We start from the raw sequence: 23,733 nt of genomic DNA on the forward strand, positions 1-23,733 counted from the left end.
TCACGCCTCCTTCGCGGCCTGCTTGATGGCGGCGCGAATGCGGTGATAGGTACCGCAGCGGCAGATGTTGCCCGCCATCGCGGCATCGATATCGGAATCGTTGGGATCGGGGACGGTCGAGAGCAGGGCCGCTGCCGACATGACCTGTCCGGACTGACAGTAACCGCACTGCACGACATCGAGTTGACGCCATGCTGCCTGCACTTTCTTGCCGGCAGGCGTCTCGCCGATGCCTTCGATCGTCGTCACCTTGCGATCGCCGACGGCTGCAATCGGCAAGACGCATGAACGAACGGCAGCGCCATCGAGATGAACGGTGCATGCGCCGCATTGCGCGATACCGCAACCGAACTTCGTGCCGGTCAGTCCTACCATGTCGCGCAACACCCAAAGCAATGGCATATCGGGCGGCGCATCGATCGTGTGGTTCTGGCCGTTGATGGAAAGCGTGGTCATGAGCGGCTCCGGCTTATATGTGATTTCGCGGATATCGCAAGTTGCGACTGTGTGGGGAACAGTCAGCCTTGAGGCATCGGGATTGTAGCGCCGCTCAAAAAATCGAGCTTGGATGACGGCGTGATTATCGAAAGTCTTGCTTATGCTTCACGTTGGTGCAATCCGATGGCGCGCGCGGGGAGGACAGTTAGTTGCATCGAAAATCAATCGTGTTCTTCGCCTAGCGCTGCCATGGTTTCATCCAGCAAGGCGCGCAAGCGCGCGACACGCTTGAGATCACGGTGATAGCCCAGCCATACATCGCGCCCGGGCGGTGCTTCGCCGAGATTGAAGCGCATGAGGCGCGCATCGGCATCGCCCAGGGGGCATGGCAGAACTGCGAAGCCGGCGCCGTGAGCGCACATCTGCGCCTGCGCGTCGCGATTGTTGCTGCCGAAAATAATTTTTGCCGCGGGCAGCATACGTTTGACCCAGAGCACATCCGGCAAGTGATCGAATGCGCTATCCATGCTGATGAGCGTCAGCCCTTCGCCTTTGCCTGCTGCAGGCCGCGCACAATCGACGCGTCCATAAAGCGCGTAATCGATATGCATGAGCTTGCGCTGCACGACATCCGGTTCGTCGAACGGCGTGATGCGAAACACGAGATCGGCTTCGCGACGCGCAAGGTTATAACGGCGCGCATCGGTGACGAGCTCGATCGATACTTCCGAATGTTTCGCCAGAAAGCGCGCGAATACCGGCGTGAGCACATGCACGCCGAACCAGTCGGAGGATGACACGCGCAGCAGACCGGTCAGTTTCGCATCCTGACCCGCCAGCGCACGCGTGAAGCCAAGCGCCTCTTCCTCCATGCGTTCGGCATACGAGAGAACTGCCGTGCCCTCGTCGGTCAGGACGAAACCGTCGCTCGTGCGCTGAAAAAGCACATGACCGAGTGCTTCTTCGAGCGCGCGCAGACGTCGGCCCATCGTCGGCTGGGTCTGTCCGATCATTCTCGCGGCCGCGCCCAGCGTGCCGCTTCGCGCGATCGCGAGAAACACGCGCACGTCGCTCCATTCGAGATCCGGTCCAGTCATTTTCGTTTGGCCGCCGTGCGGTTATGTCGATTTACATGCTTGCGCGCATGGCGGAGTATGAGCGCATCGCAAACAACCTTCAATCTTTCCGGGAGCTGTCGATGTCCACCATGCAAGCACTCGTTCTCGATCGTCATAACGGTCCGCTCGAACTCGTCGAGATCGAACGTCCCGAAGCGGGGCCGGGCGAAGTCCTCGTGCGTATCGCGGCAAGCGGGCTCAATCCGCTCGACACGAAGATTCGCGCGGGTGCGGCGGCGCATGCGAAGCATCCGCTGCCGCTCGTGCTCGGCATCGACATGGCCGGCGTCGTCGAAGCAGTCGGCGCGGGCGTGGACGGATTCAGTCCAGGCGATGAGGTCTATGGCATGACGGGCGGAGTCGGCGGCATTCAGGGCTCGCTCGCGCAATACGCGGCGGTCGATGGCGCGCTTCTCGCGCATAAGCCCGCAAATCTTTCGATGCGCAGCGCCGCCGCGTTGCCGCTCGGGTTCATCACGTCTTATGCGGGCATCGTCGATCGCGCACGTTTGCAAGCGGGACAAACCGTGCTCGTGCAAGGCGGCGCGGGCGGTGTCGGTCATCTGTCGGTGCAACTCGCGCGCGCACTTGGCGCACAGGTATTCGCCACCGCAAGCGTGCGCGATCACGAATACATTCAGAGCCTCGGCGCGACACCGATCGACTATCGCGCGATGAGCGTCGAGCAATATGTCGCCGCTCATACCAGCGGCGCGGGCTTCGATCTCGTTGTCGATACTGTCGGCGGCGCTTCACTCGATGCGTCGTTTGCAGCGGTAAAGCACTTCGGCCACGTGGTCAGCGCGTTGGGATGGGGCACGCACGCCCTCGCGCCGCTGTCGTTTCGCGAGGCGAGCTATTCCGGCGTGTTCACGTTGCATCCGCTGTTGACGGGACAACATCGCGCGCATCACGGCGACATGCTGCGCGAAGCGGCGCGCCTCGCAGAAGCGGGCAAGTTTGCGCCACGCATCGACGCAAGACGCTTCGCACTGCACGATGCCGAGCGCGCTTATGAAGCATTGCTGGATGGCACGGCGCGCGGCAAGATCATCGTCGATGTCGATGCGGCGCTGGCCGGCTAGTCGTTCACCCGAATACGCCCGCGAGCCCGAGCAAGGCGCTTGCCGCGACGAGATAGATCGGATTGAGCTTGCTGCGATAAGCGACCGCTGCGCACACCACCGTGCATAGCGTGCGCGACACGTTCACATCCGTTTCGCGCGCGAACACGTACGCAGCAGAAACGAGCAGGCCCACGGTCACGGGCGCGAGTCCCTTACGAATCGCAGTGACGATGCGTGAGTCCTGCCGCCGCTCGACCCACGCGCTCACGAAGTACGCCATCAGTGAAGAAGGCAGGATCTTGGCGATGGTCGATACCAGCGCGCCCGCGAGTCCCGCCGCCTGAAAGCCGATCAACGCGACAGCCATGCCGTTCGGGCCCGGCGCCGCCTGCGTGATCGAAAAGAACGTGACGAACTGCTCGCCCGTGAGCCAATGGCGCGTATCGACGGCATAGCGCTGGATATCGGCGAGTGTCGCGTTCATGCCGCCCACGGCGAGCAGCGACCAGATCGCGCCGTGCACGAAGAGATCGGCGAGTGTGCTCCACATCGCCTCACTCCTTGCGCGCGCGGCGCAACATCGCGATCGTGCCGAGCGGCCCGAGCACGGCAAGCACGATGAGAAGCGGCAACTTCATGATCGCGATGGCGATGAACGTGCCCGCCACGAGCACGATGCTCGCCGCACCGCGCGGCAGACTCGTCACGAGCTTCAGCACGGTCGCGATGACGAGTCCCGTCGCCGCGGGCATGAGCCCCGCGAAGAGATGCGCGGTGATCGTCGCATGTCCCCATCGCGCGTAAGCGTAGCCCACGCCGATCGTGATGATGGTCGGCGCGAGATACAAGCCGAACACCGCGATCGCCGCGCCCTTCGCGCCGCGATATTGCCGCCCGAGCACGGTCGCGATGTTCGCGACGTTCGGCCCCGGCAGCAATTGTGCGAGCGGCAACAGCTCCGCGAATTCGCGATTCGTGAGCCAGCCCAGACGCTCCACCAGCATGCGACGCGCCCATGGCAACACGCCGCCGAATCCCGTCAGACCGATAAGGAAGAACGCCTTGAATAGCGCGAACGAAGTGGGCACGGGCGGTGCAGCGAACGTGTCCAGTTCGCTCGCGACCGTGGCGGCGGGCGGGATCTCACTGATCGTATGGGCAGTCATGCGTGCCTAGATCCTGGCGGTTTCGAACGTGGCCGGATGAAAGACATCCTCGATACTCAGGCGGCGTTTCGATAGCCCTTGCGAATGATGATGGCGCAGGAAGGTTTCGAGCGTATCGCGATTCGCCTCGATGCCATAGGACCAGTGATCGTCGCCCATCAATTCGCGCGCGGCTTTCAACTGCTCTTCGACGAAAGGCAGCGTGACCTTCGTCGCCGATGTATCCGATAGCCGCGCGAGCGCCACGCGCTTCGCTTCGGTGAATGCCTTGAGCACGGCGGCCGGCAACCACGGATGCTGCTCGACCAGCGTCTTGCGTATGCCCACCACATGCATGATCGGGAACACGCGCGTGCGACGGTAATAGTCCTTCGCTGCCGCGGTCGGATCGCGAAACAGCCAGCCGACGTTCGGGTTCGTCGCCGCGCAACCGGGCGGACGCGGCGCCATGAAGCCATCGATATCGCCGCGATCGAGCATCGCCGAAATCGTGTCGCTTTCGGACGCGGCTTCGAGACGGATATCGGACGGCAGATCGAGCTTGATCTTCTCGGGGCGCCCCGGCTCGTCGATGCCGCCGCGCACCCACTTCACATCGCTCGGCTTCACGCCGAAGTCATCTTCCAGCACCGCGCGCGCCCACACGTTCGCGGTCAGTTGATATTCAGGCAGGCCGATGCGCTTGCCCTTCAGATCCTCGGGCCGCTGGATGCGATCGGTACGCACATAGATGGACGTGTGGCGAAAGGCCCGCGAAAGAAACACGGGAATGGCGACGTAAGGACACGAACCATCCGCGGTCTTCACTGCGTAACTGGAGAATGACAGTTCGCTGATATCGAACTCTTCATGGCGGAACGCGCGAAAGAACATCTCTTCGGGCGAGAGCGTCATGAATGCGGGTTCAGCGCCGTCGATCTGCACCTGACCGTCGAGCAACGGGCGCGTTCTGTCGTAGTCGCCCATCGCGACGGAGAGTCTGAGTTTTCCGATCATCGTGTGATTCTCCTGCGTTTTGTATTCATAAGGCCGGTTTGTCGATTGCATTCAAAGTGCGTTAAACCAGCGAGTGCACCAGGTTGCGATTGACCTTGCGGCGCAGGAACTCGAAGTTGACGGCGAACTGCTCGGCGCGCGTCACGGCGTCGTGCAGGCGTTCCACGTCTTCCGGCGAGAAGGTTTCGGCGACGCCGCCTGCCGCTTTGGTCAGCAATTGAATACGGCATGCGTTGTCCAGAAGCAGCGACAGCACCACCGATTCCTCGATCGAGCGCCCCACCACCGCGACGCCGTGATTGCGCATCAGCACGGCCTTGTTCGGCCCGAGCGCGCGCGCGACGCCCGCGCCCATGTCCTGGGTGCGGATGAGATTCATCGTGTCGGTGTAGTACGGCAGGCCGTCCGCGAAATGCACGCTCGGCTGGCTGATCATTTCGAGTGGCTGGCCCGTGGCCGAGAGCGCGACCGCATGAGTCGGGTGCGCGTGAATCACGCTCGTCACATCGGGGCGCAACCTGAAGATTTCCGAGTGGATGAAGACCTCGCTATGACGACGCCCGCCGCCGCTCACCTTCTCGCCTTCGAGATTGCAGACGACGATGTTGTCCTCGGTGATCTCGTCGAAGCCGTGGCTATGCGGCTTCATCAGGAAATGGGTGGGGTCGCCCGGCACGCGCACCGAAATATGCCCGCGCGTGAGATCGCCCTGTCCTTCCGCTTCGAGAATGCGCCCTGCGTCGATCAGTTTTTGCTTCGCTTCGTCCAGAGTCATGGTGTCGTCCTGCGTTCGTGATGATGGTTATGATTCCGCTATGGCTAGTAGCGCCCGCCCACCGCGGCTTTCGCTTTGGAAAGCACATCGGGCGGGGTCTTGTAAAGCTCGTCGAGCAACTGGTCCATGCGCTGCCACGATACGGGCCGCACTTCGAGGCCCATGCGCTTGGCTTCGGCGAGAAACTGCGGGTCTTTCAGCGTCTGCTCGAACGCCTGACGCAATGCGGCCGTGCGCTCCGGCGGAATGCCCGGCGGCGCCGCGAACGGACGCGCGAACACCTGGCTCGCGACAATCACCTTCAAGACCTGACGCGTCTGATCGTTCGGCGCGAGGTCGAGCAAAAGCGGCACGTCGGGCAACTCGGGATGCTTCTCCAGCGCGACCTGTACGAGAATGTTGATCTTCTTGCCCGAGATCCAGTCGGGATGGCGCGTCTGAATCGTGCTCCACGACACGCCGCATTCGCCGTCGATCTCGCCACGCTCCATCGCGAGCGCGGTTTCGTTGCTGCCCGGATAACCGGTGACGAGCTTCAGTTTCGAATTGAAGAGATTCTTGATCGTCGATGCGATCACGTCGGGGTCCGAGCCCGCGCCCTGCCCGCCCATGCGCGCTTCCTTGTCGACGAGATCCTTGAAGGTCTTCACCGGCGAGGTATTCCACGTCACGCACAAGCTGACATCGCTCGTGATGCTGCCAAGCCAGGTGAGCTTGCGCGCATCGAACTTCGCTTCGCCCAGAAGCGGCTCTTCGGGCATCGTGCGGCCGAAGGTGCCGAAGGTCGCGCCGTCCTTCGGCGCGATGCCATAGAGATAATTCACCGCTTTCAGGCTGCCCGCGCCGGGCATACTTTGCGGCGTGATCGTCGGCTTGCCCGGCAGGAAATTGCCGATGTATTTGCCGAGCAGGCGCGCATAGGTATCGTAGCCGCCGCCGACGGAATAGCCGATCGTCATCGTGACATTGCGGCCGTTGTAGAAGTCCGCCACGGGTTCGGCCGCCGCGCGGGTCGCAAGCGGCGCGCAGAGGAGCGTTGCCGCGAGCACTGAGGTAGTTGCGCGCGCAATCATCTGCCGAGCCTTTGACTGCGAGAGTCGATCGTTCATGATTCTGTCTCCACCAGTGATGACCGGCTGGCCTCGCCGCCGATGTCTTTTGCTTGTTCGTGCTGCGCGCTCAGACGAGACCGCCGAGCTGACGCAGCGCCGGAAGCCAGTCGCCGATGAGCGATTGCGGCCACGGCGTCGAGAAAATGCGGCCGAATACGAGCCATAACGCGACTGTCATCGCAACGGAAAGCACGACCGACGTGCGCCAGCGTTCGCCGAACTCGAACCGCGCGACGAGCAGCATGAAGATCAGCAATGCGGGCAGCAAGCCTATGACCGCCGCCGCCGCGAGCGCACCCGCGATCGATGCGAAGAAGCGCACGCCGCGTGTGTAGAGCGTCCGTGTATCGAGCGCCGATGCGAGGCCATCGTGCAACGATGGATCGCCGTGTGTTCCGATGCTCACGCTCGCGGCCGCGTTCGCATTGGCCTTGGCAAGGTTGTTGGTTTGCGCGTCCACGCTTGCGCGCGGTTCGCTGAAATGCGCTCCTGCGCCGGCCAGCGCGAGTTCGCCCATCGGCGCGGACGTATCGAACGATGAAGATGCTTTCACTTCGGCCGTGCTCGTTTCGCGTGTGAACAGCTGCTCGATCAGCACGATGCCGCAGAACACGAGCGCGGCGCATGCGCTGGTCATCGGCATCAGGCGCGCGGCGAAGGCCCAGTCGCTGGCGAACGTCATCGCGACGATCACGAGCGCCGTCAGCGCGAGCGTGAAGACGATCTGCCAGTCGAAGCCGCGCAGACGCAGCCTGAACGAAGGCGCTGCGACGCGCGAAGATGATTGCGAGCGCGCACGCAAGGTCTTGCGCAGGCCCTTGATCGTCGGGCCGAGCACGACCCACAACGCGGCGAGCAGGATCGAGATGACAACCGGCCGCGCGAACAGCCCCATGCCGTAGATCTCGTGCGAGATGAAGTAATAACGCTCGAAGATGCTGCCGAGCACGAGCCCGAGAATCAGCGGCGGACGCGGCCAGTTCAGCCGCTTCATGATCCAGCCGATCGCGCCGAACAGCACGAGCGCGCACAGGTCGCCCCAACTCTGGCTCGCATTGAACGCACCGAGATAGACGATCGCGACAACGAGTGGAATCAGGATGCCGACGCGCACCGTCGCAAGACGCGAGAACACGCTGCTGCTCGAAAGACAGATCACCGCGCCCATGATGTGCGAGATCGTCAGCGTCCAGATGATCGTGTACGTCACGTCGAGATGCTTGGTCAGCATCTCCGGGCCGGGCGTGAAGCCGTGCATGATGAATGCACTCAGCAGCAGCGCCATCGATGCGCCCGCCGGCATGCCGAACGCGACGGTCGGAATCAGGTGGCCGCCCTCCTTCGCGTTGTTCGAGCTTTCCGATGCGATCACGCCGCGGATATCGCCCTTGCCGAAGTTCTCCGGGTTCTTCTCGGTGCGGATGGCGTGGCCGTACGCCATCCAGTCGATCACCGCCGAGCCGATGCCCGGCACCGCCCCAAGCAGCGCGCCGAGGCCGCTGCAGCGCAGGATGAGCCACCAGTGACGCGCGGCGTCCTTCACGCCGTCCCATTGCGTGCTCGCCCGCACGCCGGGTTGCGCACGCTCGCGCACGATGCCGGTGCGCTCGATCGCCATATCGGCGAGTTCGGGCAGCGCGAAGATGCCGAGCGTGACCGGCACGATCGGCAGATGGTCCCATAAATACAAAGTGCCAAACGTCCAGCGCAGCGTGCCCGTTTGCGGATCGGAGCCGATCAGCGAAAGCATCAGGCCGAACGAGGCCACGGCGAGACCTTTCATCGGCGCCTTGCCCGAGAGCGTCGCGACCATCGAAAGACCGAAGATGCACATCGCGAGCAATTCAGCCGAGCCGATATACAGCACGATCAGGCGCAATACCGGAATCGCGAGCGCGAGCAGCAGCGCGCCGAAGATGCCGCCCGCGAGCGAAGCCGCGTAACCCGCGCCGAACGCCCGCCGCGCGTGGCCCTGTTTCGCGAGCGGATGGCCGTCCAGGACCGTGGCCGCCGCGCCCACGGTGCCGGGCACGCCGAACAGCACGGCGGGGATGAAGTCGGACACCGTCGTCACCGCGGCCATGCCGAGCAGGAGCGCGAAGGCCGTGTAGCCGTCGAGGTGATAGGTGAACGGAATGAGCAGCGCAAGCCCGACGATGCCGCCCAGGCCCGGCACGACGCCGAGCGCGAGTCCGAGCAGCACGCCGCCCAGCATGATCCCGAGACGCAGCGGATCGAGGATCAGGGTCAGCGCATGGAGAGCGGCATCGAGCATCAGCGCGCCTCCCGGTGAGCTTGCCGCGCCACACGACAGAAGCCGTGACCACGCGATCGAGTGCTTGTGAGCCGCATCTCAAGTCTCCGGTAATCGCCCGGCTGCGTGGCCGGGCGTTTATAGTCGAACCGCCTGTTGCATTATGCGTTTTGCATTACGCATTCAGGATTGCGTTATGTCTTTTGAATGCGAGATGCAAGCTCCGACGCGTGCGCTGCGCCCCGCGCGTCTATTCGAAGATCCGCACCAGATCCTGTGCGATCGGTGAATACTTCGCATGCGTGCGCAGCATGAAGCTCGCGAAGCCGTCGCTGTTGTGGTGCTTTTTGCGCTCGTTGGGCAAGTCGATGCACTGATTGCGCACGGGATCGCGCACGATGCCCATCGGGTCTTCGCCCGCCTCGACCTTTTTCATCTCGCGTCGGAGCATGCGGCGGTAGATCGCGAGGCCCTGATCGGACGCGCCGAGGTTCTCGCGCGTGCGGTCCGCGATCGCGCCCTGCGTGATCCACGCCATCATGTCCTGACCATCGACGTTATCGACGATGAACTCGCCGTCTTCGTTCCTGAACGGCACGTCGTAGGTATGCAGACGCTCGGTGAGTCGCGCCGGCACGTCCATGCCCTGCGGCGGAATGTAGGCGTTGTACCAGAGGTGGAGCGTATGCTCGTCGTCGACCGGCACACGGATCTGGAACGAGTAGTAGCGCGAAGTCTCGTCGCCGTTGCCCACGGCCAGCATGTTCGGAAACACGATCGGATGGCCGATGCGCCAGTCGTCCGAGTCCTCCGAATGTCCCGCGAGCAGACGATGCTTGGTCACGCCGAACTCGAACTCGTTGAATGCGATCTTTTCGTGCTTCGCGCTGATCGCGACCTTGACGCCTTCCTGCTCCTTCTGAAACTCATAGTGATGGCCATGCAGCCACTCGGTATGAATCGGATCGACCGAGTTCTCCATGATCTGCAGCCAGTTCACCGGCAGCAGCGCGCGGCCCATCATGCGGATCGCGCCGGGCGCGACGAAGCCATCGAAGCGCGGCAGAAGCGGGCGCGGTTCCGGTCCCATGTACGCGAACAGCACGCCGCCGAGTTCCTCCACCGGATACGCATCCGTCGCGACCTTGTCGCGAAACGCGCAGTTGTCAGGCTCGTTGGGCTGATCGAGGCACTTACCCTCTGCGCTAAACTCCCAGCCGTGATAGGGACAACGGATGCCCTGTTCCGTCGGGATGCCATGCGCGAACGACGCGCGCCGGTGCGGACATTGCTCCGCGATCAGGCCGCGCCTTCCTTGCCGGTCCCGAAAGAGCACGAGATCCTCGCCGAGCAGACGCACACGCCGCGTCCACTTGTCGTCGAGTTCCGATGCCGCAGCGAAGGGCTGCCAATAGCGACGCAACAGCTTGCCCATCGGCGTGCCCGGCCCGATGCGCGTCATTGTTTCGTTTTGTTCTGCCGTAAGCATGAGTCGATTCCCGTATGTTTTGGAAAAAGCTTGCCGGAGACACCGTCCTGCCGCCGGCCTTGAAATCGATATTATGCTTAGGTACCTAACTTAAAAATAATGGAAAATACCGAGTCGGGACGCGCACGCTTCTGAAAGCCGTCTAGAACAAGCGGGCGCTATAAAGAGCCTACTTTCTGCAAGGAGGCCGTCCATCGATGAGATCGGGATTCACCCTAACGTCGGGATCGTTGACAAATTTAACTTAGTTATCTAAGTTTATGAAAAGCGGCATGTGAGCGTGCCGGAACACAGGTGAGAGGATGAACAAGAACGAGCAGAAGATTCCCCGCGACCCGCAGCCGGGCACGCTCAAGCATTGGCGCGAGGCGTTGCCGGAAGAGCGCATGGCGCATCTCGTGAAGGACGCGGCGCGTGGCTTTTCACGTTCCTTACAGGCTCGTCTCAAAGAGCATTCGGTGCTCTATGGTCACTGGACATTCCTGCGCATCCTCTGGCAAACGGACGGTCTCACGCAACGGCAGTTGAGCGAGCAGGCGGGCGTCGCGGAGCCGACCACGTTTTCCGCACTGAAGACGATGGAAACCCTCGGCTATCTCACGCGCCAGAAGCTGCCCGACAACCGCAAGCAGGTTCGTGTCTTTCTCACACCGAAGGGCGTCGCGCTGCGCAGCGTGCTCGTGCCCTACGCGATCGATGTGAACCGCATCGCACTCGCGGGCATCGCGCCGGAAGACATCGCTGCGACGCGGCGAACCCTGCTCGCGATGATCGAGAATCTGGCCGCCGACGAAGTCGCGGCTCCGAAGAACGGCCGCGATCCGGCCAACGGCGATTCGAGCGAGGACTCACTGTGACGAACACGAGCGACGCGGCGAAGCGGGTACGCATTGGCATCGTCGGCTTCGGCACGGCGGGACGCGCGTTCGTGCCCGCCATCGTCAAGCATGCGGGCTTCGTGTTCGCAGGCTTCGCCGATCCGTCGGAAGCGGTGCGCGAACGCGGCGCGCAGGAATTCGGCGTCGCCGCTTACGAAAGCATCGACGCGCTCATCGAACACGGCGCGCTCGATGCGGTTTATGTCGCATCGCCCACGACGCTGCATCGCGCGCATGTCGAGCGTGCGGCGCGCGCGGGCAAGCATGTGCTCGTCGAAAAGCCGATGGCCGCGAATCTCGACGACGCACGCGCAATGGTCGCCGCCGCCGATACGGCCGGCATCGTGCTGCTCGCCGGGCACTCGCACAGCTACGATCAGCCGATTCACGCGATGCGCGAGCTCATCGCGTCGGGCGAGCTTGGCCGCGTGTGCATGGTGCATACGTGGTGCTTCACGGACTGGATCTATCGTCCGCGCCGCCCCGATGAGCTCGATGTGTCGCAAGGTGGCGGCGTGACCTTGCGCCAGGGCTCGCATCAGTTCGACATCATCCGTCTGCTCGCCGGCGGCGCCGCGCGCAGCGTGCGTGCGAAGACTTTCGACTGGGACCCGGAGCGTCGCGCGACCGGCGCGCACACGGTGTTCATCGAATTCGCCGACGGCGCCGCCGCCACCGCGGTCTACAACGGCTATGGACGTTTCGCGAGCGCGGAGTTGTGCTTCGACATCGGCGAATGGGGTTTTCCGGCGCAATCGCGCGCGATCGCCAGACCCGCGAATATCGAAGACGAATTGCGCGCCAAGGCCGAACGCGCACGCAACGCGATTCCCGCGAGTGCGCCGAATCAACCGTTCTTCGGACTCACGCTTGTCAGTTGTGAACGCGGCGAGATGCGCCAGTCGGCCAAGGGCTTGTTCGTTTATACGAGCGACGGAAAACGCGAAATCGATTTGCCCACCGATGTCTCACCGCGCGAACTCGTCATGCGCGAGTTCCACGATGCGATCAGCGGACGCAAGCGCGCCATCCACGATGGTCGCTGGGGGCTCGCGAATCTCGAAGTCTGCGCGGCGGCGATTGCATCGTCGGAGCGTGGCGAGGAAGTATTTCTGGAGCATCAGGTCGCGCTCGCCTGATCGCGTGATCGCGTGATGACCTGATCCAACTGTGAGGCGGCAAACGAGGCCGCGCGAGAATCATGAATACGATTAGCATGCCTGACCGAATCGAATCTATCGACGGAACGCTGTCGCTCACCGTCACGTGCAAGCGCGAAATCGCGGAGGATATATTTCTGTTCGAGTTGCGGCCCGAAGACGGCGGCACGCTGCCGCCCTTCACCGCTGGCGCGCACTTGCTGGTGCAGACCCCCGCAGGCATTGCGCGACGCTATTCGCTTTGCAACGATCCCGCCGAGCGCGATCGTTACGTGATCGCGGTGAAGCGCGATGCGGCGGGCGGCGGCGGCTCGCTGAGCATGGCGCGGGACGTGCACGCCGGCGCCGTGCTCGATGTGGCGTCGCCATTCAACTACTTTCCGCTATCGCGCGATGCGTCGCGCTATCTGCTGATCGCAGGCGGCATCGGCATCACGCCGATGCGCGCGATGATGGCCGAGCTATCGGCGCGCGGCGCGCATTTCGATGTGATCTATTGCACGCGCTCACCCGAATCGACCGCATTCCTCGACGAACTGCTGGCCGGAGAATTTGCTGCGCGTGTGCGCGTGCATCACGACTTCGGCGACCGCGCGCAGTCGCTGGCGATCGCGCCGCTCGTCGCCGAACGTCATGGCGACACGCAGATCTATTGCTGCGGCCCGCGTCCGCTCATGCAGGCGGTGCGCGACGCCGCTTCGCACTGGCCCTCTTCCGCCGTGCATTTCGAGGACTTCGGCACGAGCGCGCATGACAACGCCGCGGGAGAAAAGGCATTCACCGTGCGGCTCGCGCGCAGCGGCGGCTGCGTGAACGTCGCGCCGGGCGAAACGATCCTCGACGCGCTGCGCGCGAATGGCATCGATACACCGAGCTCATGCGAAGCTGGCACATGCGGCTCGTGCAGAACCCGTCTGTTGTCAGGCGAGGCCGATCATCGCGACTTCGTCCTCGATGATGACGAGCAGGCGTCGGATATCATGATCTGTGTTTCGCGTGCGTGTTCGGATGAACTGGTGCTCGACCTCTGATCGTTTCGTCGAAACGACCATGAGACGCGATTCCATTTTCACTCATCGCACGCTTTGGGGGTATTAGCGCCATGTCATGACTTTCGTCGTTACTCTTGACTCAATGAGACGAACGATAAAGGTGACGTCATGGCGTCCCAGACCGAACTCAAGCGCTTCACATCCAATCTCGCCGACGAACTCGACAGCGCAGCCCTCTACGACACCCTTGCGCACGCCGAAAAGCAGGACGACAAGCGGCGCGTCTATGCGGAACTGGCCGCGGCGGAACGCCGCCACGCCGATATCTGGGCCGCGAAACTAAGAGCGAACGGCGTAGCGGTGCGAACACATCGCGTCGGTGCGAAGACGCGGATCATGCGGGTGCTCGCGCGAGCGTTCGGCCGGGATTTCGTGCTGCGTTCCGTAGCCGCCAGCGAAATGGCCGATCGCGACAAATACGCGGAACAACCCGATGCGGCGCAAATGTCGGCCGAAGAGCGTCATCACGCGGACATCGTGCAGGATGTGGTGAATCGCAACAAAGGCCTGAGCAAAGGCGGTGCGATCGCGGCGGCCGAATCGTGGCATCGCGGCGTAGCGTCGGGCAACGATTTGCGCGCCGCCGTGCTCGGCGCGAACGATGGTCTCGTCTCCAACTTCTGTCTGATCATGGGTGTTGCGGGCGCGGGCAGTGAAAGCGGCACGATCCTTCTGACGGGGTTCGCCGGCCTGATAGCGGGCGCTGCGTCAATGGCGCTCGGCGAGTGGCTCTCCGTCACCAATGCGCGTGAGCTTGCACGCGCGCAGATCGCAAGGGAACGCGACGAGCTGGAGCACATGCCCGATGCCGAGCGTCACGAACTCGCGCTCATATATCAGGCGAAGGGCATGGACGCGGAACAGGCGCGCAGCGTCGCCGCCGAGATCATGCGTGACAAGGACAAGGCGCTCGATACCCTTACGCGCGAAGAGCTCGGTCTCGATCCTCGCGAACTGGGCGGCAATCCGTGGACGGCCGCGCTCGCGTCATTCATCACGTTCGCCATCGGCGCGTTCATTCCGGCTGTGGCGTTTCTATGGGCGAGCGGTACGCAAGGCATCGTGCAGTGCGTCGTGTTGAGCGGCCTCGGGCTTGCGGGCATCGGCATGTTCACGTCGCTCTTCAATGGCCGTGGCGCGCTGTTTTCTTCCGTGCGGCAAGTGCTGATCGGGATGGTCGCGGCGGGCTGCACATACGGCATCGGCAGTCTGCTGGGCGTATCGCTTTCCTGAGCGAAGCGCCGCGCTTCCGAACGCGCGGCACATCGCGTTCCGGTAGTCAGATCTTGAACGACTCGAAGGTCTCCGGCGCGAAGATTTCCTCAGGTTCGAGCAAGCGCTTCGACAAGCCCTGCTCGTATGAATAACGCAGGAACGTGCGCAGGTTCTCGCGATTTCTGTCGAGCCCATAAGGCCAGAAATCGTCGCCCATTTCCTTGCGCGTCGCTTCGACATGCGCGTTCAGCCACGGCAACATCGACTTCAGCGCGGCGGTCTCGTTGAGGTCCGCATACGTGCGACGTTGCGATTCGATCAGTGCCTTATAGAGCGATTGCGCGGCCCAGCGATTCGCTTCGTAAACCTCGCGCCTCAGCACGACCGTGTGCATGATCGGGAACATCTTCGTGTCGCGGAAGTACTGACGTTCCACATCGATATAGTTTTCGAAGAGACGCTTCACGCGCCCCTTGCCGCTCACATACGACGACGGCATGCGCGCGGTATAGAGCGCATCGATTTCGCCATCGAGCAGCATCTGCGACAAGGTCTTGTCCGCACCGATCTGCTCGACGCGAATGTTCGAAGGCAGATCGAGCTTGAGCTTCTCCGGACGATTCGGCTCTTCTTCGCCGCCGGTGTAATACGTGACGCTATCCACGGGCACGCCGTAATGGTCCGACAGAATGCCGCGAATCCACACGGGTGCGGTCATCTGATACTCCGGATTGCCGATGCGCTTGCCGATCAGATCCTGCGGCTTCTCGATGCCCGAATCGGCATTGACGTAGATGCACGAATGACGGAAGAAGCGCGACGGAAACACCGGAATCGCGATGAATGGACGCGGCTCGCGAAAGCACGACATCGTGTACGACGACAGCGACATCTCCGACGCATCGAATTCGTGATGACGCAGCATGCGGAAGAACGTTTCTTCCACCGGCATGTTCAGATAGTTGAGATCGATGCCGTCGGGCTGCACGCTGCCGTCCATCAATGCGCGCGTGCGGTCGTAATTCCAGCATCCGAAAGTGAGTCTCAGCTTGGACAAGGTCTGCTCCTGGCAGCGTGTTGGGATTCAATAGAACTGATCGAAGTGCACCTGCTCGAATGGCATTTTCAATGCAACGAGCGCGCGCTGGATCGCCGCACCCATCGCGGGCGGTCCGGCGAAGTAGATCTCCATGTCGCGCAGGTTCTCGCCGAAGAGCGTTTCCGCCACCGTGTGCACGAAGCCGACGTGGCCATCCCACACGGTTTCGCTATCGGGCGCGACATCGGACACGGCGGCCTGGAAATGCAGGCGCTCGGCCCATCCCGGCAACGCTTCGAGCATGTCGCGGCCGCACACGTCGCGCGGCGTGCGCCCGCCGTAGAGGAAATGCAGCTTGATATCGTCGAGCGCGGGATCGGCCGCGACGCCGCGCGCGATCGAGATCATCGGCGCGAGACCCGATCCGCCCGCGATGCAGAGAATGTCGCGCTTCACGTCGCGACGCAGATAAGCCATGCCATAAGGCCCGTCGATATCGACGCGCGTGCCGATATCGAGCGCATCGAACAGCACGCTTGTGCCCTGTCCGTTCGGCACGCGGCGAACCTGGAAATGCAGTTCGCGCGGCTCAGCGATGCCATCGGCGATATTGCTCATCGAATACGCCCGCTGGCCGGTGACGCCGGGCAGCGTCAGCAACGCATACTGGCCCGGCTCGAACGGCATGTCGCCGGACAACGTGAAGCGGAATTCCTCGATGTCATGCGTGATCGCGCGGCGCTCCGTGAGCGTGCCGCTCACGGAGCGCGGCACATGTTTCGGCGCGTAGTGCGCGGAAGGACGCATCTTGATGGTGCAATCGCCGCGCGGCGCGCTCTGGCAGCCGAGATAACGCCTGCGCTCGCGATCCTTCGCGGTCCAGCCCGGCGCGTCGGGCCACACGACATCCACTTCCCCTTCGATCAGTTCGAACTTGCAGTTGCCGCATGCGCCGACATTGCATTCGTATGGAAACGCGATGCCCGCACGCAGGGCCGAGCGCAGCATCACATCGCCGGCCTCGCATTCGAAGGATTGATCGGTTGCTGCGAGCGTGATGCGATGTGCGTGGCCGTCCGAATGCATGAATCCACCTTGTTTCAAGAGTTATTTCATAGCGGCCTGTGGAATCCGAGGGTTGCGGAAATGCCTTCGGCCGCCGTAAGCAAATGCGGCACCGCTGCGCGCAGCGCCTTTTTCGTGAGCCGTTGCGCCGGCCCGCCTATACCCACCGCGGCCACCACGTTGCCCGAGATATCGCGCACGGGCGCCGCGATGCCGCGCATGCCGACCTCCGACTCTTCGTCGTCGATCGAATAGCCGTCGCGGCGCGCCGCGTCCAGCGTCTTCAGGAACACCTGCGTGTCGGTGTTGGTCTTCGGCGTGCGCGCAACGAGCCCTTCTTTCAGCACACGCGATACGACGTCCGGCGTGCGCGCCGCGAGCAGCACATGACCTTCGGCGGTGCAGAACGCGGGCTTGCGCACGCCGATATACGAACGCATGCGGATCGCCTGATCGCTCTCGAGATTGAACAGGTACACGATGCTCGTGTCGTCCAGCACCGCGAGATGCACGGTTTCGTCGGTGTGCTCGCGTAGCACGTGCAGAAACGGCACCGCCTGCTTCGCGACATCGAAGCGCCGCCGCACGAGCGCGCCCAGCGTGAACAACTGAATGCCCAGGCGATAGCGCCCGTTATCCGCGTTCTGCTCCAGCATGCCCTCGGACAGCAATGCGCTCGCGAGCCGGTGCGCCGTGCTCTTCGCGATGCCCATGCGTTTCGCGAGCACGCTGATGCCCAATTCCGGCTCGTGCTCCGAGAACACCTTCAACAACTGGAGCGCCGCGGTCACGGACGACAGCCGCTGCGGTCCCTCCTCTTTCTCCTGCGCCTTTGCTTCGCCCTGCCCTACTTCTGATTTCATCGAAATATACTCCACGAAATACTTAAATGGAATAGCGTTCCGCATATAGGAACGCATGGATCAGCGAATGCGTCCGTCCAATCGCCTGTATCGCGATGCGAAAACCGACAGATCGAGCGATACCGATGCGGAATAACCCTGACTGCCTTTCGTTCCGCTTGACTTAGGGACCTAAACAAAGCGAAACTCAATTCGTCCCATTTTAACAGACCGTCGTTCTGTATAGCGGAACGAAATGAAGATCTGCGGATTTCCTCGGCCGGGCGGCCAACAGAAGTAACCGAACATTCGTTAAAAGAAATAGCTCCCGAGAGTGCTCATGACGCACTTACGGTTAGGCATCCGTATCAATGTGCAATCAACTTCAAAAGATTTCGCAACACAGCATCCCGGTTCGCACGAAACCGGCATCACTATGAAACAAGGGACGGAGACCCCATGAAAAAGTCAGCGTTGTTTATCGCACTTCCCATGCTGGCCGGCGCCGGCGTGGCGCATGCGCAGAGTTCGGTCACGTTGTACGGCCTGCTCGACGCCGGTCTGGTCTATATCAACAACCAGTCGGGCCACTCGAACATCGAGACGGTGACGGGACAGACCAACGGCAGCCGCTGGGGCATGCGCGGTTCCGAAGATCTCGGCGGCGGCATGAAGGCGATTTTCACGCTCGAAAACGGTTTCGATACCTCCAACGGAAAGCTGCTGCAGGGCGGCCGCGAATTCGGCCGGCAAGCGTTCGTCGGCCTGTCGAGCCCGTACGGCACGGTCACGCTCGGCCGCCAGTACGATCCGATGACCGAATGGATCGGCGAGATCGCGGCGACCTCGCTGTGGGCTTGGGTCGGCACGCACCCGGGCGACTTCGATAACCTGAACTCGAACTTCCGCGTCAACAACGCGGTGAAGTACATGTCGCCGAATATGTACGGCCTGCGCCTGTCGGGGATCTTCGCGCCGGGCGGCGTCGCGGGCAACTTCGCGTCGAATCGCATCTACACGCTCGCGGCCTCGTATGTGAATGGACCGATCTCGGCCGCGATCGCTTATGACAACGTGAACAACCCGTCGGTCTCCGCGTATGACGGCACCGTGAATCCCGGCCAGCCCGGCTACACGTCGCCGGGCAAGAGCCCTGTATATAGCGGCTATGCATCGGCGAATTCGGTCGAGATTTTCGGCGCGGGCATTTCCTACAGCTTCGGTTCGGGCAAGATCGGCTTCGTGTACACCAACACGCGCTTCAACGACATCCTGCGCACGCCGACCACGCCTAACACCGGCAAGGCCACCTTCAACAGCTACGAAATCAATGCGCGCTGGTACGTGATTCCGTCGCTTCAACTCGCCGCTTCCTTCGACTACACGAAGGCCGAATCGGCGAAATACGAACAAGTGGATGTCGGGCCCGACTATTTCATCTCCAAACGCACCGACCTGAATCTGGTCGGCGTCTGGCAGCACGCATCGGGCATCGATTCGACGGGCAAGCCCGCCGTCGCGGCGATCGGCTCGCTCGGCCAGTCGACGACGCCGAACCAGGTGGCGGTCAAGCTCTCGCTGCGTCACCGCTTCTGAACGCGTTTGCATTGACAGCGCGATTTCGTCGATGCTAATGTTGTTCCATACAACGACACGTTGTTCCATATAAAGGAACAACAGAAGGAGATACGTAGTGAAAGGAGTCAGAGTATGGGGCGCGGCGCTCGTTGCGTGCGTCGTGTCGGGATCGGGGGCCGCGCTTGCCGCCGATCTGACGACGGTACGCGTGGGCATCGCCAACGCGAGCAGCGACGTGGCGTTCTTCATCGCCGAGAAGAAAGGCTACTTCCGCCAGGAAGGCCTCGACGCGAAGTTCATTCCGTTCGACTCCGGCGCGAAGATGGTCGCGCCGCTCGGTGCGGGGCAGCTCGATGTCGCGGGCGGCTCGCCTTCCGCGGGGCTGTACAACGCGGTGGTGCGCGGCATCGGCATCAAGATCGTGGCCGATAAAGGGTCGACGCCGCCGGGATACGGCTATCAGCCGCTGCTGGTGCGCGCCGATCTCGTCGCGAATGGCCGCTACAAGTCGCTCGCCGATCTGAAGGGCATGAAAGTCGCGGGCAGCGCAACGGGCAGCGCATCCACCTCGACGATGAACGAAGCGCTCAAGAAAGCCGGCCTAAAGACGAGCGATGTCGAGCGCATCTATCTTTCCTTTCCGCAGCACGTGATGGCGCTGCAGAACAAGGCCGTCGACGCCGCGCTGACGACCGAGCCCTCCGCCACCGAAGCCGTCAGGCGCGGCGCCGCAGTGCGCGTGATCGGCGACGATCAAATCTATCCGGATCATCAGCTCGCGGTCGTGCTCTATTCGACCGTCTTCATCAAGGATCATCCGCAGGCGGCGAAGGCCTTCATGCGCGCGTATATCCGCGCGGTCCGCGACTATAACAATGCACTATTGAACGGCAAGATCGCGGGACCGAATGCAGCGGAAGTGATCTCGATTCTCAACGAATACACGCCGATCAAGGACCCCAACACCTACCGCACGATCGTGCCGCAGGGCACGAATCCGGACGGCAAGCTCAACGTCGCGAGCCTGGAGAACGATCTCGCGTTCTTCAAGAGCGAAGGCGTCGTGAAGGGCAACGTGACGGTCACGCAAGTGCTCGACACGTCGTTTGCGGAGAACGCCGTGAAAGAACTCGGCCCATACAAACCGCTCAAGTAAGGAACCGGCATGTCCATCCCCTCTCTTTCCGATGACGCGCCAGTCAAGATCCGTCTGCGCAATCTGACCAAGACGTTTCAATCGGGCGGCGGCACGGTGACCGCGCTCGACAACATGTCGCTCGATATTCCCACGGGCTGCTTCTTCATGATCGTCGGCCCGAGCGGCTGCGGCAAGTCCACGCTGCTGCGCATGCTCGCGAATCTCGACGAACCGACGAGCGGCACCGTCGAGATCAGCGCGCCCGCCGAGAATCGCCCGAGCAATTCGATGGTGTTCCAGGGCGATTCCCTGTTCCCGTGGATGACGGTATGGGACAACGCCGCCTACGGTCTCACGTTGCGCGGCGTACCCAAGGCGCAGATCCGCGAAGTGGTCGGGCATTACCTGAGCCGCACTGGTCTCACGCGCTTCGCGAAGGCTTATCCGCATCAACTGTCGGGCGGCATGCGTCAGCGCGTTTCGATCGCGCGCGCGTTCGCGAACGACCCCGACATTCTGCTGATGGACGAACCCTTCTCCGCACTCGACGAACAGAACAAGGTGCTGTTGCAGGAAGAACTGCTGCGCATCTGGGAAGAGACGCGCAAGACCGTGCTCTTCATCACGCACAGCGTCGATGAAGCGGTGACGCTCGGCGATCGCGTGATGATCATGACGGCGCAGCCGGGCACGGCGAAACAGATCGTCGATGTGCCGTTCGAACGTCCGCGCTCGGTGCTCGAACTGCGTTCGCGGCCCGAGTACGGCGAGTTCGTCTATTCCATCTGGGGGCAACTGCGCGAGGAAGTTCAGCGCGCCCGTTCACGCGACCTTGGCGAGATTCACGCATGAAAACCGCGCAAAAACTGACCGCACCGGCGATGCAATACACGTCATCCTCTTCCCGTCTCAAGCGCTTGTTCTCGGGCAATAGCCGCGACCGCATGATCAGCATCGCATCGCCGGTCGTGCTGCTGATTATCTGGCAGATCCTCGCGGAGACGGGCGTGATCGACGAGCGCTTCTTTCCCGCGCCATCGAAAGTGTTCGGCACTTTCATCGCGCTCGTCAACGACGGCTCGCTATGGGACAACACCTGGGCCACGCTGCAGCGTCTCTTCTGGGGCACGCTCGCGGGCGGCATTCCGGCGCTGATCCTCGGCGTGGCGATCGGTCTGTCGCGGCCGCTGCGCGCCGTGTTCGACCCGCTCATCGCAGCAACCTATCCGGTGCCGAAAAGCGCGATCTTTCCGCTGCTGCTGCTGATCTGCGGACTCGGCGAAGCATCGAAGATCGTGATGGTCGCGATTGGCGTGTTCTTCCCCGTGCTCATCAATACCGCTACGGGCGTGCTAGAAATCAACAAGATCTATCTTGATGTGGGCCGCAACTTCCGCGCGAGCCGCTGGCAAGTGTTTCGCACCATCGCACTGCCGGGCGCCGTGCCGCACATCATGAGCGGCATCAAGCTCGGCATCGGTCTCGGTCTGATGCTGATCGCCATCGCGGAAATGATCGGTTCGAAGAGCGGCCTCGGCTACATGATCTGGAATGCGTGGGAGCTGCTGTCCGTAGAACAGATGTACGTCGGCTTGCTCGTGATCGCCGCGCTCGGCTATCTCATCTCGGTCGTGCTGACCGAGCTGGAGCGCAAGCTGATTCCGTGGAAGTCCTCGCGTTGAACGCGCCTCATCATTACGTCACGTCATGAATTCGACCGTATCGATTCAAACGCAGAACCATACCGGCCAGAAGCGCATGCTGGCCGACGCGATCCTCATGCTGGAACGCGCCGAAGTCATCGATTTCAACGGACACGCAAGCTGGCGCGTGCCGGGCCAGGAGCGCATGCTGATCAACTCGGGCGCGTCGGCGCGCAGCGCGCTCAGTGCGGCGGATATCGTCATCATCGATTTCGACGGCAACCTGATCGAAGGCGACGCCGCCCCGCCGATGGAGTTTCACATCCATTCGGAGATCTATCGCAGGCGGCCCGATGCGGGCTCGGTGATTCATGCACATCCGTTATGGTCGACGCTCTTCAGCATGACAGGCAAGCCGGTCCAGCCCGTCATCATGCAGGCGGCCGTGCTCGGCGAGATCCAGCGCTTTCCGAAGACCGCATCGATCAATCGCAAGGAACTCGGCGAAGAACTGGCCGAAGCGCTCGGGCCGCATCGCGTCGCCATGCTGAAGTCGCATGGTTCGGTGATCGCGGCGGCGAGCATTCTGGAAGCGTTCGTGCTCGCGTTCTATCTGGAAGAGAACGCGCATCGACAATATCTTGCGAGTCAGCTCGGTGAACCGGCCGTGTTGGATCAGGCACAGATCGAGGTGATCCGGCGCAATCTGTGGAAGCCGAACCTGCTGCAGAAGGTCTGGGACTATCACGCGGGCAAACTCGGCGAACGCGGCTAGCTTTTCGTTCCATATGCATCGCGAACGCATACCGGTCTATGTCGTGACCGGTTTTCTCGGCAGCGGCAAATCCACGCTGCTCGCGCGCTGGCTGAAGGAAGCGCCTTTCTCGAACGCCGCGCTCATCGTCAATGAAATCGGCGAGGTGGGCATCGATCACGCGACGCTCGGGTTCTCCGGCGATGCGTCGATGCTGCTCGCCGATGCCTGCGTCTGTTGCAGCGGCCTGCCCGCGCTCAACGAAGCGCTGGAACAACTGTTCTGGGCGCGGCTGCATCGCAGCGTCGCGCGCTTCGAGATGGTGGTCATCGAAACGACCGGACTCGCCGATCCCGGGCCGCTCGTCGCATCGCTCAGTCTCAATGCGTTCGTGAAGGAGCGCTATCGCATCGCGGGCACGTTCACGACGATCGCCGCGCCGAATGCGCTCGATACGCTCGCGAGCTTTCCCGAGGCGCGCGCGCAGCTCGATAGCGCGGATGCGGTGATCGTCACGAAGACGGATCTCGTCGACGCGCAAACGCTCGTTGCAGTGGACACGCAGTTGTCCATCGAACGCGTCGGGCATTCGGCGCATGCCAGCTTCGGCTTGCAGGATGCGCTCGCGCTGCTCGCTCGCCCTGCGCAGCGCATCGAGCGCGCGTTCACGCGCCCGTTCTCTCGTCCGCGCTCGCACGATGCGACGACGCACTTCATCGCCATCGACGAAGCAGCCGATATCGACGCGTTGAACGCGCACGTTCAGTCGCTCATCGATCGATATGGCGGGTCGTTGCTCAGATTGAAGGGCCTGGTGCGGCTGAAGGGACGCGAGTCTATCGCAGTGGTGCAGTTCGCGCGCGGCGATCCACGCGCGCGCATCGCGGAAGGACCGGCGAGCGCGGTCAGAAGCGGCCTGACCTTGATCGTCAGGCCGAACGCATCGCGCTAGCC

Annotated in this window: 23 protein-coding genes; 11 read left to right on the forward strand and 12 right to left on the reverse strand. The window is 62.5% G+C overall.

The genetic code is table 11. The features are described from left to right. Together NK8_RS30335 and NK8_RS30340 are read right to left on the reverse strand one after the other, a co-directional pair. Positions 1-456, reverse strand: a complete 456-nt coding sequence (locus tag NK8_RS30335; RefSeq protein ID WP_213231855.1) for a (2Fe-2S)-binding protein — start codon at positions 454-456, stop codon at positions 1-3. A gap of 203 nt (positions 457-659) precedes the next feature. Beyond that, positions 660-1,535, reverse strand: a complete 876-nt coding sequence (locus NK8_RS30340) for a LysR family transcriptional regulator (RefSeq protein WP_213231856.1) — start codon at positions 1,533-1,535, stop codon at positions 660-662. Positions 1,536-1,636: 101 nt separating this feature from the next. On the opposite strand from NK8_RS30340, the gene NK8_RS30345 reads away from it, so the two are divergent. Next, on the forward strand, positions 1,637-2,641 hold the full coding sequence (locus NK8_RS30345) for a zinc-dependent alcohol dehydrogenase family protein (protein WP_213231857.1): 1,005 nt from the start codon (positions 1,637-1,639) through the stop codon (positions 2,639-2,641). Between the two features lie 4 nt (positions 2,642-2,645). Here the strand turns inward: NK8_RS30345 and NK8_RS30350 are convergent, their stop codons facing one another. The 7 genes from NK8_RS30350 to NK8_RS30380 all read right to left on the reverse strand — a co-directional run bounded on the left by NK8_RS30350 (position 2,646) and on the right by NK8_RS30380 (position 10,415). Next, entirely contained in the window at positions 2,646-3,173 is a 528-nt protein-coding gene (locus tag NK8_RS30350; RefSeq protein WP_213231858.1) for a chromate transporter, read from the reverse strand. 4 nt (positions 3,174-3,177) lie between these two features. Then, positions 3,178-3,789 carry a chromate transporter gene (locus tag NK8_RS30355; RefSeq protein WP_162070679.1) on the reverse strand — a complete coding sequence of 204 codons (612 nt, stop codon included), beginning with the start codon at positions 3,787-3,789 and terminating at the stop codon, positions 3,178-3,180. 6 nt (positions 3,790-3,795) lie between these two features. Then, positions 3,796-4,782, reverse strand: a complete 987-nt coding sequence (locus NK8_RS30360) for an ABC transporter substrate-binding protein (protein ID WP_213233251.1) — start codon at positions 4,780-4,782, stop codon at positions 3,796-3,798. 64 nt (positions 4,783-4,846) lie between these two features. Next, positions 4,847-5,560, reverse strand: a complete 714-nt coding sequence (locus tag NK8_RS30365; protein ID WP_213231859.1) for a class II aldolase/adducin family protein — start codon at positions 5,558-5,560, stop codon at positions 4,847-4,849. A gap of 44 nt (positions 5,561-5,604) precedes the next feature. After that, the gene (locus tag NK8_RS30370; RefSeq protein ID WP_213231860.1) at positions 5,605-6,669 is read right to left on the reverse strand and encodes a tripartite tricarboxylate transporter substrate binding protein; all 1,065 of its coding nucleotides are present in this window, start codon (positions 6,667-6,669) and stop codon (positions 5,605-5,607) included. Between the two features lie 70 nt (positions 6,670-6,739). Next, on the reverse strand, positions 6,740-8,947 hold the full coding sequence (locus NK8_RS30375) for a tripartite tricarboxylate transporter permease (protein WP_213231861.1): 2,208 nt from the start codon (positions 8,945-8,947) through the stop codon (positions 6,740-6,742). 229 nt (positions 8,948-9,176) lie between these two features. Further along, positions 9,177-10,415, reverse strand: coding sequence for an aromatic ring-hydroxylating dioxygenase subunit alpha (locus NK8_RS30380; protein ID WP_213231862.1), 1,239 nt, complete (start codon positions 10,413-10,415; stop codon positions 9,177-9,179). Positions 10,416-10,717: 302 nt separating this feature from the next. Here NK8_RS30380 and NK8_RS30385 point away from each other — a divergent pair, with 302 nt between their 5' ends. The 4 genes from NK8_RS30385 to NK8_RS30400 all read left to right on the forward strand — a co-directional run bounded on the left by NK8_RS30385 (position 10,718) and on the right by NK8_RS30400 (position 14,738). Beyond that, complete coding sequence (locus tag NK8_RS30385; protein ID WP_162070674.1) at positions 10,718-11,272, forward strand: MarR family winged helix-turn-helix transcriptional regulator; 555 nt, start codon at positions 10,718-10,720, stop codon at positions 11,270-11,272. After that, positions 11,269-12,432 carry a Gfo/Idh/MocA family protein gene (locus NK8_RS30390; protein ID WP_213231863.1) on the forward strand — a complete coding sequence of 388 codons (1,164 nt, stop codon included), beginning with the start codon at positions 11,269-11,271 and terminating at the stop codon, positions 12,430-12,432. Before NK8_RS30385 ends, NK8_RS30390 begins: the two co-directional genes overlap by 4 nt. A gap of 77 nt (positions 12,433-12,509) precedes the next feature. After that, entirely contained in the window at positions 12,510-13,484 is a 975-nt protein-coding gene (locus NK8_RS30395; protein ID WP_225936427.1) for a PDR/VanB family oxidoreductase, read from the forward strand. Positions 13,485-13,613: 129 nt separating this feature from the next. After that, entirely contained in the window at positions 13,614-14,738 is a 1,125-nt protein-coding gene (locus tag NK8_RS30400) for a VIT1/CCC1 transporter family protein (RefSeq protein ID WP_213231865.1), read from the forward strand. A 46-nt stretch (positions 14,739-14,784) separates the two neighbouring features. Here NK8_RS30400 and NK8_RS30405 read toward each other — a convergent pair whose 3' ends face one another. The 3 genes from NK8_RS30405 to NK8_RS30415 are packed head-to-tail and all read right to left on the reverse strand — an operon-like array spanning position 14,785 to position 17,687. Beyond that, a complete protein-coding gene (locus NK8_RS30405) occupies positions 14,785-15,777 on the reverse strand; it encodes an ABC transporter substrate-binding protein (protein WP_162070670.1) in 993 nt (330 codons plus the stop codon). A 27-nt stretch (positions 15,778-15,804) separates the two neighbouring features. Further along, positions 15,805-16,845 carry a 2Fe-2S iron-sulfur cluster-binding protein gene (locus tag NK8_RS30410; protein WP_213233252.1) on the reverse strand — a complete coding sequence of 347 codons (1,041 nt, stop codon included), beginning with the start codon at positions 16,843-16,845 and terminating at the stop codon, positions 15,805-15,807. 26 nt (positions 16,846-16,871) lie between these two features. After that, complete coding sequence (locus tag NK8_RS30415) at positions 16,872-17,687, reverse strand: IclR family transcriptional regulator (RefSeq protein WP_213231866.1); 816 nt, start codon at positions 17,685-17,687, stop codon at positions 16,872-16,874. Positions 17,688-18,125: 438 nt separating this feature from the next. On the opposite strand from NK8_RS30415, the gene NK8_RS30420 reads away from it, so the two are divergent. The 6 genes from NK8_RS30420 (at position 18,126) to NK8_RS30445 (ending at position 23,731) form a co-directional block, all read left to right on the forward strand. Beyond that, entirely contained in the window at positions 18,126-19,262 is a 1,137-nt protein-coding gene (locus NK8_RS30420) for a porin (protein WP_162070667.1), read from the forward strand. A gap of 97 nt (positions 19,263-19,359) precedes the next feature. Then, on the forward strand, positions 19,360-20,400 hold the full coding sequence (locus NK8_RS30425; protein ID WP_213231868.1) for an ABC transporter substrate-binding protein: 1,041 nt from the start codon (positions 19,360-19,362) through the stop codon (positions 20,398-20,400). Positions 20,401-20,409: 9 nt separating this feature from the next. Next, positions 20,410-21,234: an ABC transporter ATP-binding protein gene (locus NK8_RS30430; protein ID WP_162070665.1), complete on the forward strand. Its 825-nt coding sequence runs from the start codon at positions 20,410-20,412 to the stop codon at positions 21,232-21,234. Then, positions 21,231-22,064 carry an ABC transporter permease gene (locus NK8_RS30435; protein WP_162070664.1) on the forward strand — a complete coding sequence of 278 codons (834 nt, stop codon included), beginning with the start codon at positions 21,231-21,233 and terminating at the stop codon, positions 22,062-22,064. The genes NK8_RS30430 and NK8_RS30435 overlap by 4 nt, the downstream gene beginning before the upstream one ends. A 25-nt stretch (positions 22,065-22,089) precedes the next feature. Next, positions 22,090-22,800: a class II aldolase/adducin family protein gene (locus tag NK8_RS30440; RefSeq protein WP_213231870.1), complete on the forward strand. Its 711-nt coding sequence runs from the start codon at positions 22,090-22,092 to the stop codon at positions 22,798-22,800. Between the two features lie 13 nt (positions 22,801-22,813). Further along, positions 22,814-23,731 carry a GTP-binding protein gene (locus NK8_RS30445; RefSeq protein ID WP_213231872.1) on the forward strand — a complete coding sequence of 306 codons (918 nt, stop codon included), beginning with the start codon at positions 22,814-22,816 and terminating at the stop codon, positions 23,729-23,731. The last annotated feature ends 2 nt before the right edge of the window (positions 23,732-23,733 follow it).

The organism is Caballeronia sp. NK8 (assembly GCF_018408855.1).
In the GTDB taxonomy this organism is placed as follows: domain Bacteria; phylum Pseudomonadota; class Gammaproteobacteria; order Burkholderiales; family Burkholderiaceae; genus Caballeronia.